Genomic DNA, 14,130 nt, shown 5'->3' with positions numbered 1-14,130 from the left:
TGGTACGGCTTTTTTTATGGCAAAATATAACTTAATTTATAAAAACTTAATTAAGTTTTAGATGTTGTCAAAAACCTTATGGTTTAAAGTTATAAAGGTTTAATAAAGGAGCCAAATTATGTCAAAACAACAAATCGGTGTTATTGGAATGGCAGTTATGGGGCGGAATCTTGCGCTTAATATTGAAAGTCGTGGATTTTCTGTTGCTATTTATAATCGATCTAAAGATAAAACAGAACAAGTCATGGCTGAACATTCTGATAAACAATTGGTTCCTTATTTTACAATTGAAGATTTTGTCAATTCTTTAGAAAAGCCTCGTCGTATTCTGATCATGGTGCAAGCAGGTAAAGGCACTGATGCTGTAATAGATGAACTGCGTCCACTTTTAGATAAAGGCGATATTATTATTGATGGTGGTAATGCTTATTTTGAAGATACCATTCGTCGCAATAAAATGCTTTCAGATGAAGGCTTTAATTTTATTGGTACAGGTGTTTCTGGTGGTGAAGAAGGGGCGCTTAAAGGTCCTTCAATTATGCCTGGTGGTCAAAAAGAAGCTTATGAGTTAGTTGCACCTATATTAGAAAAAATAGCTGCCAAGGCTAACAATGAACCTTGTGTTACTTATATCGGTCCAAATGGAGCTGGCCATTATGTAAAGATGGCTCATAATGGTATTGAGTATGGCGATATGCAATTGATAGCGGAAAGCTATTCGGTGTTAAAACATGCCGTTGGTTTAACTAATGATGAACTTGCGGATGTTTTTGCTGATTGGAATAAAGGTGAATTAGATAGTTATTTGATCGAGATCACAGCCGATATTTTCAAATATAAAGACGAAGAAGGTCATTATTTAGTTGATGTGATTTTAGATGCTGCAGGCAATAAAGGTACAGGTAAATGGACTAGTCAGAGTGCTTTAGATTTGGGTGAGCCTTTGTCATTAATTACTGAGTCAGTATTTGCGCGTTATCTATCTGCAATTAAAGATCAGCGAGTTGCTGCAGCAAAAGTGTTAAAAGGTCCTCAAAAGCAGCCTTATAGTGGCGATAAGAAGGAACTGATAGAGAAAATTCGTAAAGCCCTATATATGGGTAAAATTATCTCTTATGCACAAGGTTTTGCTCAGTTGAAAGCCGCATCTCATAAATATCAATGGAATTTGAATTATGGTGAAATAGCTAAGATTTTTAGGGCAGGCTGTATTATTCGTGCGCAATTTTTACAAAAAATTACGGACGCTTATGCTGAAAATAACGAGATTGATAATTTGTTGTTAGCCCCTTATTTCAATAAAACAACAGAAGCTTACCAACAATCATTACGTGATGTGGTGTCTTTGGCTGTACAACAAGGTATTGCTGTTCCTACACTTTCGGCGGCTATTGCTTATTATGATAGCTATCGTTCGGCGGTATTACCCGCTAATTTGATCCAAGCACAACGAGATTATTTTGGTGCTCATACTTATCAACGTATTGATAAAGAAGGAGTGTTCCATACAAACTGGCTAAATATTGAATCATAGTATTTTCAGTTTATAATCTTATTTTAGTAAATAAAAGTGCAAGTTAGGTTTGCACTTTTATTATTTTTTGTTAGTAAATTTATTTTCCTTCTCTCTCTCTTCATTATTTAAATCCTTGTCGTTATTGGCTTGAAACTTGTCAAGTGATTTTGTTTATTAAAAAAACTAGAAAAACACTATATATGGTGTATAATTATATATTATTTACTATATATAGTATTGGGCGATTTGGTATTTGGGTTTATATCATAAAAACTAATGATTTAATAAGAAATGAATAATTACAACGAATATTGATATAAAACCTGCGATAAGTGCTAATGAATATTGAGGAGTATATATGCCTGTAGTAATTAAACGAGATGGTTGTCAGACTGCATTTAATGAAACTAGAATCAAAGATGCCATCATCAAAGCTGCAGTAGCGGCCAATGTACATGACCCAGATTATTGCGTAGCGGTTGCTCGTGTTGTGACTAATCAAATGAGCGAACGTGAAAGTGTTGATATCAATGAAATTCAAAATGCTGTTGAAAATCAGTTGATGTCAGGTCCCTATAAAAAATTAGCAAGAACTTATATTGAGTATCGCCATGATCGTGATCGCGCTCGTGAAGAACGTAGCCGGTTAAATCAAGATATTCGCGGGCTAATTGAGCAAAGTAATGTCGCTATTTTAAATGAAAATGCTAATAAAGATAGCAAGGTGATCCCAACTCAGCGTGATTTACTCGCCGGTATTGTGGCAAGGCATTATGCTAAACAGTATTTATTGCCAAAAGACATTTCACGCGCTCATGATTGCGGTGAAATTCATTATCATGATTTAGATTATGCACCATTTTTCCCGATGTTTAACTGTATGTTAATTGATCTAGATGGTATGTTAACTAACGGTTTTAAAATGGGTAATGCTGAAATTGAGCCCCCAAAATCAATCGCGACAGCGACAGCAGTAACTGCGCAAATTATTGCACAAGTCGCTAGCCATATTTATGGTGGGACGACCATTAATCGTATTGATGAAGTTTTAGCAAAATTTGTTACTATCAGTTATAACAAACATAAACAAGTGGCAGAAGAGTGGAATATCCCAAATCCAGAGGATTATGCTAAAAGTCGAACTCAAAAAGAGTGTTATGATGCGTTTCAATCTCTTGAATATGAGGTCAACACTTTACATACTGCTAATGGTCAAACGCCGTTTGTTACTTTTGGTTTTGGTTTAGGAACAAGTTGGGAATCACGCTTAATTCAAGAGTCTATTTTAAACGTTCGTATCAAAGGACTTGGTAAAAATCATAAAACGGCTGTTTTCCCGAAATTGGTTTTTGCAATTAAAGATGGGATTAATCATAAGCAAGGCGATGCAAATTATGATATTAAACAACTTGCGTTGGAATGCGCAAGTAAGCGTATGTATCCAGATATTCTAAACTACGATAAAGTTGTAGACGTTACAGGATCATTCAAAACGCCAATGGGCTGTCGAAGCTTTTTAGGTGTTTATGAAGAAGATGGTCAATTAATTCATGATGGGCGTAATAATTTAGGCGTTATCAGTCTAAATTTGCCTCGTATCGCTATTGAGGCTAAAGGCGATGAAGCTCGTTTTTGGGATATTTTAGATAAACGTTTAGCGCTATGTAAAAAGGCTTTAATGACACGTATTGCTCGACTAGATGGTGTAAAAGCGCGTGTTGCACCTATTTTATATATGGAAGGTGCTTGTGGTGTTAGACTTAATGAAGATGATAGTGTTTCTGAAATTTTTAAAAATGGTCGGGCTTCGATCTCTTTAGGTTATATTGGTCTTCATGAAACATTAAATGCACTTTACGGAAATCAAACACATCCATTTGACAGTGATAAATTACGTGAAAAAGGGGTAGAAATTGTTGAGCGTTTACGTAAAGCGGTAGATCAATGGAAGGATGAAACTGGTTATGGTTTTAGTTTATATAGTACGCCAAGTGAGAACTTATGTGATCGATTCTGTCGACTAGATATGGCTGAATTTGGTGTAATTTCTGGTGTCACAGATAAAGGCTATTATACGAACAGCTTCCATCTTGATGTTGAGAAAAAGGTTAACCCATACGAAAAAATTGAATTTGAAAAAGCTTATCCTTCTATCGCAAATGGTGGATTTATCTGCTACGGTGAATATCCAAATATGATTAACAATATTAAAGCATTAGAGGATGTTTGGGATTATAGTTATACTCGAGTGCCTTATTATGGAACTAATACACCAATTGATGAGTGTTATGAGTGTGGTTATACCGGTGAATTTTCTTGTACGAGTAAAGGCTTTGTTTGCCCAAGTTGTGGTAATCATGATTCTTCAAAAGTGTCTGTTACTCGCCGTGTTTGTGGATATCTGGGTAGCCCTGATGCTCGCCCATTTAATGCAGGTAAACAAGAAGAAGTAAAACGACGAGTCAAACATTTGAATAATGGTCAAATTGGTTAATAATAGATGTAATACCTATGAATTATCATCGTTATTATCCCGTCGATGTTGTGAATGGTGAGGGTACTCGCTGTGTACTTTTTGTTGCAGGTTGTGAACACCAATGTCCTGGTTGTTATAACAAAAGTACATGGGGAATAAATTCAGGCTCGCCATTTACACAGTCACTTGAAGATCAAATCATTAAAGATTTGCAAGATACAGAAATAAAACGTCAGGGATTATCTCTTTCTGGTGGTGATCCTTTGCATCCTCAAAATGTTCCAACTATATTAAAACTGGTTCAACGAGTTAAATCTGAGTGTTTTAACAAAGATATTTGGCTTTGGACAGGGTATAAATTTGATGAGTTAACCGCTGAACAACAAGCTGTTATTCCTTATATTGATGTGTTAATTGATGGAAAATTTGTACAAGAACTCGCTGATCCTCGCTTGTTGTGGCGAGGAAGCAGTAATCAAACCATCTATCGTTTTAAATAAAACAATGAGTTAATTATTGTTGTTTATGTAAATTTGAAAGATAAGAAATGGCTTCTCGGTAGTTAATTTCAAGATTCTCGCTACTTGAAGACGTGATATGTAAATCAGTAATTTTACCATTATGAATTCCATAAACCCAACCATGTAAATTAACTTTCTGACCTCGTTGCCATGCGGATTGAATAATTGTAGAGTGGCCTAAATTATATACTTGTTCTATCACATTAAGTTCACATAAAACATCCAAACGAATATCAGGTGGAAATTCGCCTAGTAGTGAACTATTTCGAAACCATAGATCTCGAATATGAAGTAACCAGTTATTAATTAGACCTAGATCTGGATTTTCAACCGCATCACGAATTCCACCACAGCCTAAATGACCACAAACAATGATATCTTCAATTTTAAGTACATCTACGGCATATTGAACAACTGATAAACAGTTTAAATCTGTATGTATTACAAGATTACCGACATTTCGATGTACAAATAATTCGCCTGGCTTTAACTTAATAAGTTTTTCTGCTGAAACACGACTATCCGAACAGCCGATCCACAAAAATTTGGGATTTTGTTCAATCGCAAGTTGTTTAAAAAACTCTGGATCTTCTTGTTCTATTTTTTCTGACCATTCGTGGTTAAAACGAATTAAATCCGTGACATCAAACATAATTAATATTTTCCTATATATTTCATTATTATTTTTACTATTTTTTATTTTATGTTCTTCAATGTTGTTCAGTGTGCTGAATTTTGCTTTTCATTATTAATTTACGCCATATAGGGGTTGTTAATAATTTAGCCTTAACAATTTTTCCATAAAGTTTGAAACGTAGTGGAATTGTTCGTTGGTAATAGCATTTATTGGGTTTTGGATGGCCGCTGTTTAAAATTTTACTTAAAATCTCAGCACTATCCAAAGCATAGCTAATACCTTCTAAAGAACTTGCACTAATAAAACCTGCCGCTTCACCTATCAAAAATATATTTTCATTACCGGTATAAAAATCACGTAATCTATTTGGATAAACGACTAAGCATTTTTCTGTTTTGAGTGGTTCTCCAAAAATAAATCCTTGCATTGATAGTTTTTCTTTTAATTTTTCAAAATGTTGAGTTGCTACTTTTTTGGGGAAAGCACCACCAAATAGGAAGTAACCATCTTTTGAAATACTCCAAGCATAGCAATTCGTTAATTTATTATCGAATATACACGAATTAAATGGATTTGGATGCTGTTCTGTAAACCATTGTTGTATCGCCACATATTGTCTTATTTTATGCTGAGGGTATCGCATACGTCTGACAAGAGAATTGGCACCGTCAGCGCCGACTACATATTGTGCTGTGACATTGTGTTCTGTTTTATTTTGATCAAGATAGGTTATTTGATAACCATCAATGATACGTCTAACTTCTTTACAAAGTGTATTATGAAGTACGTTTACTTTTGATGGTATTAGTGATTTTAGCCATAGATCAAATTTGTGCCGATCAAAGCTTACGTAACTTCGTTGATAATTACGAATAAGTTTGGTTTGTAAGTCTATGGTTTTGACACTAAAAATTTGTGGATCAGTTAAAATATCTTTGGGTAAATTTAGCTTTTGTCTAATAAAAGCTTTTTGTGCGTCATTGGCTAATAATCCTCCACAAGGTTTGTGGAACCCTTCATTTCCAGTTTGATGTTTTGCATCTAATGCAATGACTTTAAAAGAAGGGCTGAGTAAGCGGGCTAGCGTACTGCCAGCAGGTCCAAGACCTATGATTGCGATATCGTAATCCATGTTAATTGTGTTGTTTGTTTTGTGATTTTTAAAAGGCGTTTATGTTAGCAAATTATATTAAGTGTGGCTATTAGATATGTAAGTTTATCTACACCAGTTAAATTATAAAAAAATCAATAGTTTATTGTTATTAGCATAAAAACAGGATTGGGATTTATTATCTCGACCTATTTACTTTGTTATTGGTCTGATATTGTTTTTAAAAATGCTTGATTTAATTCATCAAATGGTAGTTTACGACTGATTATTACTAACTTTGATATTCTTTCTGATAAATTTTGCCAAGGAGAACCATAGTCAAATCCTACGACCTTATGCACACCTTGAACAATTAATCGTTGATCGTTTCCTTTTATTGCTAAAACACCTTTGTAGCGTAACATATCGTTGCCATATTGTTCGACTAAGCTTTCCATAAAAGACCCAATCTTTTTTAGATCGAGTTCGCCAGCTTCAAAGAGGTAAGAACAAATATTATCATCCCACGATGTGGTTTGTTTTTGTCGTGGTAATGATTTAAATCCAGCTTCAAAAATTTGAGTTGGATTAATAACAAAAAAACCTTTATTTATTGTTAGCTCATCACTTAATTCAAAGGCATGTATATCAAGCCAATGAGATTTTGGTATTTGTCCTTTTTCTGTTTCAAAGATAGCCGCTTTATGGTTGATTTTATGAATTCGGTTAATGACTTCTGCTTTTTGTTCATCATTAATACAATCGGTTTTAGTTAAAATAATGCGATCAGCAAAACCAATTTGTGAAAGGGCTACACGATGTTCATTAAGTTGTTTTAAAATATGTTGAGCATCAACAAGAGTGATAACAGCATCAAGTTGAATTGTTTCACGAATTAAATCATCAATAAAAAAAGTTTGGATAATCGGTGCAGGATCGGCCAGCCCCGTTGTTTCGATAATCAATCGATCAAATTGTAATTCACCAGCTGAACGTTTTGCGTGTAATTTATGTAATGCTTCGGTGAGTTCCCCTTGCACTGTACAACAAATACAGCCATTAGTCATTTCAACAATTTTAATTTCGGTATTAACGTTTAATAAACTGCTATCGATGTTGATTGGACCAAATTCATTTTCGATAATAATTACTTTCTCATCATGATTATGCTTTAACAGATAATTGATGAGTGTTGTTTTACCTGAGCCCAAAAAACCAGTTAATAAGGTAACAGGTAATAATGAAGATGAAATAGGGTCTGTCATTTATTTTCTCTTAATCGTTAGCAACATTTAAATCCACCTTTGCCACTATATTTTGCCTCTTGACGCTCTTTGAAAAACTCTTCATAAGTCATAGGTGTCTGTTCTGGATGAGTGAGTTTCATATGCTGAACATAATTATCATAATCAGGAATGCCAATCATTAATTTAGCGGCTTGGCCCAGATATTTTCCTGCTTTAGCGAGTGAATCAAACATACCTTTTCTCTTATACTTAACATTATTCTCTTATACTAAGATATTAAAGTCTTTTGAACCATAACTCAAATTATATTCAAAAATTAATATATTCCAATATAAGACGCCAATTAGCCTGAGTCAATCATTGATTAATCGTAATTATTATTAAATTAGGAAATATGATGAAATTTAGATAGCTCTTGATTTTATTTACTTTTCGTTGATTTAAAAGAAGGTCTTATTTTAAATTTTTCATGAAATTCATTTATCTATTAGTAAATAAATTCTATAATATTTGCTAATTTATCAAGCATAAGAGTTAATAATGGAAAAATTTCACGTAACAGGCCCAACCATGTTAAATGGTGAAGTGGTTATTTCTGGGGCAAAAAATGCTGCATTACCCATTTTATTTGCTGCGATTTTGGCAGAAAAACCAGTAGAACTCCGAAATGTTCCTAAGTTAAAAGATATTGACACGACATTAGAATTGTTAAGTCAGCTAGGTGTAAAATGCGAACGAAATGATTTTATTCATCTTGATGCAAGTCATCTTAATAACTATTGTGCACCTTATGATTTAGTTAAAACTATGCGCGCTTCAATTTGGGCTTTGGGTCCATTAGTTGCTCGTTTTGGACAAGGGCAAGTTTCATTACCGGGTGGCTGTGCTATCGGTGCAAGACCCGTAGATCTCCATATCTCTGGCCTTGAACAATTAGGTGCGACAATCACCCTTGATGAAGGATATGTTAAAGCCTCTGTTGATGGGCGCCTTAAAGGTTCTCATATTGTAATGGATAAAGTGAGTGTTGGCGCTACTGTTACTATTATGTCAGCTGCAACTTTAGCTGAGGGGAAAACCGTAATTGAAAATGCGGCTTGTGAGCCTGAAATTATTGATACAGCTAAATTCTTAAATATGCTAGGTGCTAAAATTACTGGTGCAGGTACAGTGCGTATTGAAATTGAAGGCGTTGAACGTTTAGGGGGGGGCATGCATGAGATAGTTTCTGATCGCATTGAAACAGGGACTTTTTTAGTTGCAGCTGCTATATCTAAAGGTAAAATCACTTGTCGTAAAACAGATCCTACTTTGCTTGATGCGGTGCTTTCTAAATTAAAGGAAGCAGGTGCTAAAATTGAAGTCGGTGAAGATTGGGTTTGTTTAGATATGCAGGGAAAACGAGCAAAAGCTGTGAATATTCATACTGCTCCACATCCAGGTTTTCCTACTGATATGCAAGCTCAATTTTCATTATTGAATATGGTAGCTGAGGGTACAGGAATTATTAAAGAAACGATTTTTGAAAATAGATTTATGCATGTACCTGAGCTAATTCGTATGGGCGCTAGAGCAGAAATAGAAGGCAATACTTTAATTACTTATGGTGTTGAGACTCTCAGTGGCACACAAGTCATGGCAACTGATTTGCGCGCATCAGCAAGTTTAGTTTTAGCTGGCTGCATTGCTGAAGGATTAACTACGGTTGATCGTATTTATCATATTGACCGTGGTTATGATAATATTGAAGAAAAACTCAGAAAATTAGGCGCGAATATTGAAAGGGTAAAATAAACCTCATTTTATTAAATATGATGAGTATGTTATTTATTCAAAAGAGGAACAACAATGACAAAACAAGCATTGGTATTTTTATCAAATGGTTGTGAAGAAACAGAAGCAGTCACGACAATTGATTTATTAACCCGAGCCGGTATTAAAGTGACTACTGCTAGCATCTCAAGTACTCGTGAAGTTGAATGTTCTCGCGGGGTAACAATTTTGGCTAAAAAAACACTCTCAGATATTCAATACATTGATTTTGACGTTGTTATTTTACCTGGTGGTGTAAAAGGCGCAGAAAATTTTCGAGATTGTCCATTAGTGATCGAGAAATTAAAACAAACACACCAGAGTGGTGGTATTGTTGCAGCAATTTGTGCTTCGCCAGCAGTGGTTTTGCAGCATCATAATTTATTCCCGCATGCTGGTATGACTGGTTATCCAACCACTAAAGATGCATTTAAAAACTGGAAAGCCGATAGAGCTTATTTTGATGAACCAAATAAAGTTATTACCAGCCAAGGTCCAGCAACATCCATTGATTTTTCTTTAAAAATTATCGATGTATTGTTAGGAAGGACAAAGGCTGCTGAGGTCGCTCAGCAGTTAGTTCTTCCATTGGGGATAGAATCCTATCAATAATAGGGATCAAATGCCAAATTTACATTTGTACGAAAGATTAGTTAAAAGAGCGGCATTAATTGCCGTTCTAATCTCAATTTTTCTAATTTTAATTAAATTGGTTACTTGTTGGGTAACAGGCTCAATAAGTTTATTTGCATCATTATTAGATTCAAGTATCGATTTACTTGCTTCTGGATTCAATTTCTTTTTAGTTCGTTATGCGCTAAAACCTGCAGATGATGATCATACTTTTGGACACGGTAAAGCAGAATCGTTGGCCGCATTATCACAAAGCGCATTTATTATTGGTTCTGCAATAATTTTATTACTTTCTAGTATCCGCTCTTTTATTCATCCGAGTGAATTGCAAATACCTCTATTAGGGATTGCTGTTTCAATAGTTTCTGCTGTAATTACAGGTTTTCTTGTTTTATATCAAAGACACGTTGTCAAAGTGACTAGCAGTAATGCTATTCAGGCTGATATGCTACATTATTCTTCCGACATGTGGATGAATATTGCCGTTATCATAGCACTTTGTTTAAGTTGGTATGGCATCACTTATGCCGATGCAGCCTTTGCATCTTTTATTGCTTTATATATTTGTTACAACGCCTATCACATTGCTTATGGTGCTATTCAGGATCTACTTGATCGCGCTTTGCCTGATAGCGATAAGATACGAATTGCTGAAATTGTTGCTTCATACCCTGATGTACAAGGTTTTCATGATTTAAAAACGAGGCAAGCCGGTCCTTTAAAATTTATTCAATTGCATCTTGAGCTAGATGATGATATGCCTTTAATTACAGCACATGCTATTGCTGATGCTATTGAACAACATATCTCTAAAGAGTTTGCTCCAGCTACAGTAATTATTCACCAAGATCCCATTTCCGTAGTGCCAAACGAAATAAAAAGTAGAAAAATTAATCAAAAATAGCTTTTATTGTCTATTGTTAGATACCTGTTAAGACTCTATAATAACGAAAAGTTAATAATTTGGAGTTGTTTCATATGATAAAAAAAATAGGTATTTTAACCAGTGGTGGCGATGCTCCGGGAATGAATGCTGCTATTCGTGGTGTTGTAAGAACTGCATTAGCGGAAGGATTGGATGTCTTTGGTATTCATGATGGTTATATGGGGCTTTGTGAAGATCGTATTGTTCAATTAGAGCGTTCAAGTGTATCAGATATTATTACTCGTGGTGGTACGTTTCTTGGTTCGGCTAGATTTCCAGAGTTTAAAGATAAAAACGTAAGACAAAAAGCCATTGCTAATTTAACAAAACATCAAATTGATGCTTTAGTGGTTATTGGTGGTGATGGTTCATATATGGGGGCAATGCGATTAACTGAAGAAGGTTTTCCGTGTATCGGCTTGCCAGGTACTATCGATAATGATATTCGTGGTACTGATTATACTATTGGCTATTTTACTGCCCTTAGTACTGCAGTCGAAGCAATTGATAGATTACGTGATACTTGTTCTTCGCATAACCGAATTTCAGTTATTGAAATTATGGGGCGGGGCTGTGGTGATTTAACCTTAAATGCTTCAGTTGCTGGTGGCTGTGAATTTATGATTATTCCTGAGGTTTCTTATACTAAAGAAGATCTAATCGAAGAAATTAAACTAGGCTTTGCAAAAGGTAAAAAACATGCAATTGTAACTGTTACAGAGCATATGTGTGATGTAAACCAACTTGCAGCAGACATTGAAGCGGCAGTTCATCACGAAACACGTGCAACGGTATTAGGTCATGTTCAACGTGGTGGCTCTCCTGTTCCTTATGATCGTATTTTAGGTTCTCGCATGGGCGCTTATGCTGTTGAATTGTTGCTACAAGGCCATGCTGGTAGAAGCGTTGGTGTACAAAATGGAAAATTAGTACACCATAATATTATTGAAGCTATTAATAATATGAAGCGCCCATTTGATATGGATCTATACAATACTGCTAAGCGATTATTCTAAATGTTAATTGTTTGGTAATGCATAATCTGTATTGATAAAGATCTAAGTTTTTATTATAGGTGAACTGTTGAAAATATAATCTTAAAATAGTCACCTATTTTATTTATTTGTAAACCTTCCTAAAATTAGTTTATATTTGATTCAACTTATCATAAAAGTTTTTGGCATTTATGAAGTATAAATGTGTTACACAATAATTTAATTGCAATTGTATATAGGTAATTTTATGTCATTACATTTTTTAGAAGCTGATGATCGTTTTTATGTTTGTGATGTTAATAATAGAAAAATAGCTGAAATGACTTTTACAAGAGTTGGAAATGCTAAAGCTACCATTGATCATACTTACATTGATCCAGCATATCGAGGTCAAGGTATTGCTAATAACTTATTAGATCTTGTAGTTGAACGATTACAGCAAGAAAAGCGTGAAATTATTCCTATCTGTTCATTTGCTGTTAAAAAATTATCAGGATAAGTATTCTTTTAATTAACTGATTTTTAATTATATAATTATAATAGGTTGTCCGAATTTTATTTTTGTAAATAGTAGTTCTAATTACACGAATATGCGATAATGTATGCTAATGTGTTTTCATTAACTTAAAATGCCCAAAATGGTAACAGAAAAACCACAAAAAATTCATTCGATACATGTATTACGTGGTGTCGCAATTATTATGATTGTTTTTAGTCACTGTTTAGGTGTGTTTAAAAACACTCACTTAATTGCTAATAGTTATCTATTTTCTTTTTTGAATTTATTTGCATTTAATTTCACAACATTTTTTGTACTAATTGCAGGATTTTTATTTCAACATCTAACATACAAATTCGACACTAGAACATATTATTTATCAAAGTTTAAGACTGTGGTATGTCCTTATATTTCGGTATCTATTTTCTGCTTTATATTTTTTCATTATCAATATTTATCGGAGTTACCTTGGTATTCCTCAACCGAATCTAGCATAATCAGTACAATAACAAAAATGATGTTAACAGGAACACAGCTATTGCCATTATGGTTTATACCGATGATTATTATTATCTATTTGATGGCCCCTTTATTATACTTTTGGTCGAAAAAGAGTTTAATTGTAGCTGGTTTGATTTCTATGTTTTGGGTTGTGATGTTTACTAAACCTGATTTTACTCAACCTTTTTTAAATTTATTACATTATGGTCCAGTCTATTTAACTGGTATGATGATAAAACAAAATTATCAAACCATTATGAAATTAGTGAAAAGTAATTTATTTTTAGTCATATTCTTTTTTGGTTTATGCTTTTGTATTCCTTTCGCTTATCGCTATACAAGTCATTTGTGTGTTGAAAAACTTTATTATGATACATTACAAAAAATTATTTTGTTTATATTAGCTCTCTACTTTTTAGATGAATTAAATCATAAAAGCAATGAAGGGAAATGTTATAAATTCTTTTCTTATATGGCAAATATCAGTTTTCCAATCTATTTTATTCATGAAATTATTGTGTTAGAACTTGAACAACTATTGTATCAATCTCCACTAAAAAATATAATTAAAACAAATAATGGCTGGTTAGCATCATTGAGCGCTGTAATTTTTTTAGTATTAACTTTAGTTTTAAGTATCATTATTGCTAACATGATAAAATTGATTTTCAAAAATAAAGCGCAATATCTTATTGGTGGTATGCGTTAAGTAGTACTATTCACATTTTAATTTATTATTTTTTATTTAAAAAATAGATTATCTTTTAATAGTAAATGAAATTTATTTTGTTCGTATCAAATGTATTAAGTAAAGCGATTTGAGCAAATAAAGAACAAACGGAAAAAAAATTAAAATTAATACTTGCGCGATTTTTTTAATTCCCTATAATGCGCATCCACTGACACGCAGTCAGCGCCAAGCAGGCGGTGAGTAAGATTAGTGAATGAGATCAAAAATTTTTAAAAAAGATCTTGACGAATAAAAAGGTGTAGCGTAGTATACGCAGCCCTTGAGACAGCAAACTAAATCAGCGAAAAGTTGATTAAAAATAGAAGCTGTCAGCTCTTTAAAAAGAAGAAACAGACAATCTGTGTGGGCACTTACGAGACGAAGAATTAAAAGTCTACGGACTTAAAAAAATCAAGTCTTGATAAGTGACACTGAAGATTCATTTGAATATGTCAGAGACAGTTATTGAGCATCAAACTTTAAATTGAAGAGTTTGATCATGGCTCAGATTGAACGCTGGCGGCAGGCTTAACACATGCAAGTCGAAC

General features: G+C 33.8%; 13 protein-coding genes and 1 rRNA gene. 10 read left to right on the top strand and 4 right to left on the bottom strand.

Features of this window, described 5'->3' with window-relative positions; genetic code table 11:
* Positions 1–118 precede the first annotated feature (118 nt).
* The 3 genes from gndA (at position 119) to nrdG (ending at position 4,492) form a co-directional block, all read left to right on the top strand.
* The gene (gndA, locus tag GYX25_RS06920; RefSeq protein WP_091348243.1) at positions 119–1,534 is read left to right on the top strand and encodes an NADP-dependent phosphogluconate dehydrogenase; all 1,416 of its coding nucleotides are present in this window, start codon (positions 119–121) and stop codon (positions 1,532–1,534) included.
* 340 nt (positions 1,535–1,874) lie between these two features.
* Positions 1,875–4,010, top strand: coding sequence for an anaerobic ribonucleoside-triphosphate reductase (nrdD, locus tag GYX25_RS06915; protein ID WP_091348239.1), 2,136 nt, complete (start codon positions 1,875–1,877; stop codon positions 4,008–4,010).
* Positions 4,011–4,027: 17 nt separating this feature from the next.
* A complete protein-coding gene (gene nrdG, locus GYX25_RS06910; RefSeq protein WP_091348234.1) occupies positions 4,028–4,492 on the top strand; it encodes an anaerobic ribonucleoside-triphosphate reductase-activating protein in 465 nt (154 codons plus the stop codon).
* A gap of 13 nt (positions 4,493–4,505) precedes the next feature.
* Here nrdG and can read toward each other — a convergent pair whose 3' ends face one another.
* The 4 genes from can to GYX25_RS06890 all read right to left on the bottom strand — a co-directional run bounded on the left by can (position 4,506) and on the right by GYX25_RS06890 (position 7,720).
* Positions 4,506–5,165, bottom strand: coding sequence for a carbonate dehydratase (gene can / locus GYX25_RS06905; RefSeq protein WP_091348231.1), 660 nt, complete (start codon positions 5,163–5,165; stop codon positions 4,506–4,508).
* Between the two features lie 58 nt (positions 5,166–5,223).
* On the bottom strand, positions 5,224–6,282 hold the full coding sequence (locus GYX25_RS06900) for an FAD-binding protein (protein ID WP_174787049.1): 1,059 nt from the start codon (positions 6,280–6,282) through the stop codon (positions 5,224–5,226).
* Positions 6,283–6,461: 179 nt separating this feature from the next.
* Entirely contained in the window at positions 6,462–7,505 is a 1,044-nt protein-coding gene (locus GYX25_RS06895; protein WP_174787048.1) for a CobW family GTP-binding protein, read from the bottom strand.
* A gap of 17 nt (positions 7,506–7,522) precedes the next feature.
* Positions 7,523–7,720, bottom strand: a complete 198-nt coding sequence (locus GYX25_RS06890) for a YbdD/YjiX family protein (RefSeq protein ID WP_091348221.1) — start codon at positions 7,718–7,720, stop codon at positions 7,523–7,525.
* A gap of 307 nt (positions 7,721–8,027) precedes the next feature.
* On the opposite strand from GYX25_RS06890, the gene murA reads away from it, so the two are divergent.
* The 7 genes from murA to GYX25_RS06855 all read left to right on the top strand — a co-directional run.
* Positions 8,028–9,281 carry a UDP-N-acetylglucosamine 1-carboxyvinyltransferase gene (gene murA / locus GYX25_RS06885; protein WP_091348217.1) on the top strand — a complete coding sequence of 418 codons (1,254 nt, stop codon included), beginning with the start codon at positions 8,028–8,030 and terminating at the stop codon, positions 9,279–9,281.
* A gap of 54 nt (positions 9,282–9,335) precedes the next feature.
* Positions 9,336–9,911, top strand: a complete 576-nt coding sequence (locus tag GYX25_RS06880; RefSeq protein WP_174787047.1) for a DJ-1 family glyoxalase III — start codon at positions 9,336–9,338, stop codon at positions 9,909–9,911.
* Positions 9,912–9,921: 10 nt separating this feature from the next.
* Positions 9,922–10,836, top strand: coding sequence for a cation diffusion facilitator family transporter (locus GYX25_RS06875; protein WP_174787046.1), 915 nt, complete (start codon positions 9,922–9,924; stop codon positions 10,834–10,836).
* 74 nt (positions 10,837–10,910) lie between these two features.
* On the top strand, positions 10,911–11,873 hold the full coding sequence (pfkA, locus tag GYX25_RS06870; RefSeq protein ID WP_174787045.1) for a 6-phosphofructokinase: 963 nt from the start codon (positions 10,911–10,913) through the stop codon (positions 11,871–11,873).
* A 226-nt stretch (positions 11,874–12,099) separates the two neighbouring features.
* Complete coding sequence (locus GYX25_RS06865; protein ID WP_091348204.1) at positions 12,100–12,351, top strand: GNAT family N-acetyltransferase; 252 nt, start codon at positions 12,100–12,102, stop codon at positions 12,349–12,351.
* A gap of 139 nt (positions 12,352–12,490) precedes the next feature.
* Complete coding sequence (locus GYX25_RS06860; RefSeq protein WP_167349316.1) at positions 12,491–13,561, top strand: acyltransferase family protein; 1,071 nt, start codon at positions 12,491–12,493, stop codon at positions 13,559–13,561.
* Positions 13,562–14,063: 502 nt separating this feature from the next.
* Positions 14,064–14,130: ribosomal RNA gene (locus tag GYX25_RS06855) — 16S ribosomal RNA — on the top strand; the annotation flags it as partial.

The organism is Gilliamella sp. ESL0254 (genome assembly GCF_013344985.1).
GTDB lineage: Bacteria > Pseudomonadota > Gammaproteobacteria > Enterobacterales > Orbaceae > Gilliamella > Gilliamella bombicola.
Note: the sequence above shows the minus strand (reverse complement) of the source record. Positions and strands in the feature narration are given on the sequence as shown.

What these genes read in the sequence shown, in the direction of transcription:
- gndA (WP_091348243.1), top strand. Translation starts at nt 119, where the DNA reads ATGTCAAAACAACAAATCGGTGTTATTGGAATGGCAGTTATGGGGCGG.
- nrdD (WP_091348239.1), top strand. Translation starts at nt 1,875, where the DNA reads ATGCCTGTAGTAATTAAACGAGATGGTTGTCAGACTGCATTTAATGAA.
- nrdG (WP_091348234.1), top strand. Translation starts at nt 4,028, where the DNA reads ATGAATTATCATCGTTATTATCCCGTCGATGTTGTGAATGGTGAGGGT.
- can (WP_091348231.1), bottom strand. Translation starts at nt 5,165, where the DNA reads ATGTTTGATGTCACGGATTTAATTCGTTTTAACCACGAATGGTCAGAA.
- GYX25_RS06900 (WP_174787049.1), bottom strand. Translation starts at nt 6,282, where the DNA reads ATGGATTACGATATCGCAATCATAGGTCTTGGACCTGCTGGCAGTACG.
- GYX25_RS06895 (WP_174787048.1), bottom strand. Translation starts at nt 7,505, where the DNA reads ATGACAGACCCTATTTCATCTTCATTATTACCTGTTACCTTATTAACT.
- GYX25_RS06890 (WP_091348221.1), bottom strand. Translation starts at nt 7,720, where the DNA reads ATGTTTGATTCACTCGCTAAAGCAGGAAAATATCTGGGCCAAGCCGCT.
- murA (WP_091348217.1), top strand. Translation starts at nt 8,028, where the DNA reads ATGGAAAAATTTCACGTAACAGGCCCAACCATGTTAAATGGTGAAGTG.
- GYX25_RS06880 (WP_174787047.1), top strand. Translation starts at nt 9,336, where the DNA reads ATGACAAAACAAGCATTGGTATTTTTATCAAATGGTTGTGAAGAAACA.
- GYX25_RS06875 (WP_174787046.1), top strand. Translation starts at nt 9,922, where the DNA reads ATGCCAAATTTACATTTGTACGAAAGATTAGTTAAAAGAGCGGCATTA.
- pfkA (WP_174787045.1), top strand. Translation starts at nt 10,911, where the DNA reads ATGATAAAAAAAATAGGTATTTTAACCAGTGGTGGCGATGCTCCGGGA.
- GYX25_RS06865 (WP_091348204.1), top strand. Translation starts at nt 12,100, where the DNA reads ATGTCATTACATTTTTTAGAAGCTGATGATCGTTTTTATGTTTGTGAT.
- GYX25_RS06860 (WP_167349316.1), top strand. Translation starts at nt 12,491, where the DNA reads ATGGTAACAGAAAAACCACAAAAAATTCATTCGATACATGTATTACGT.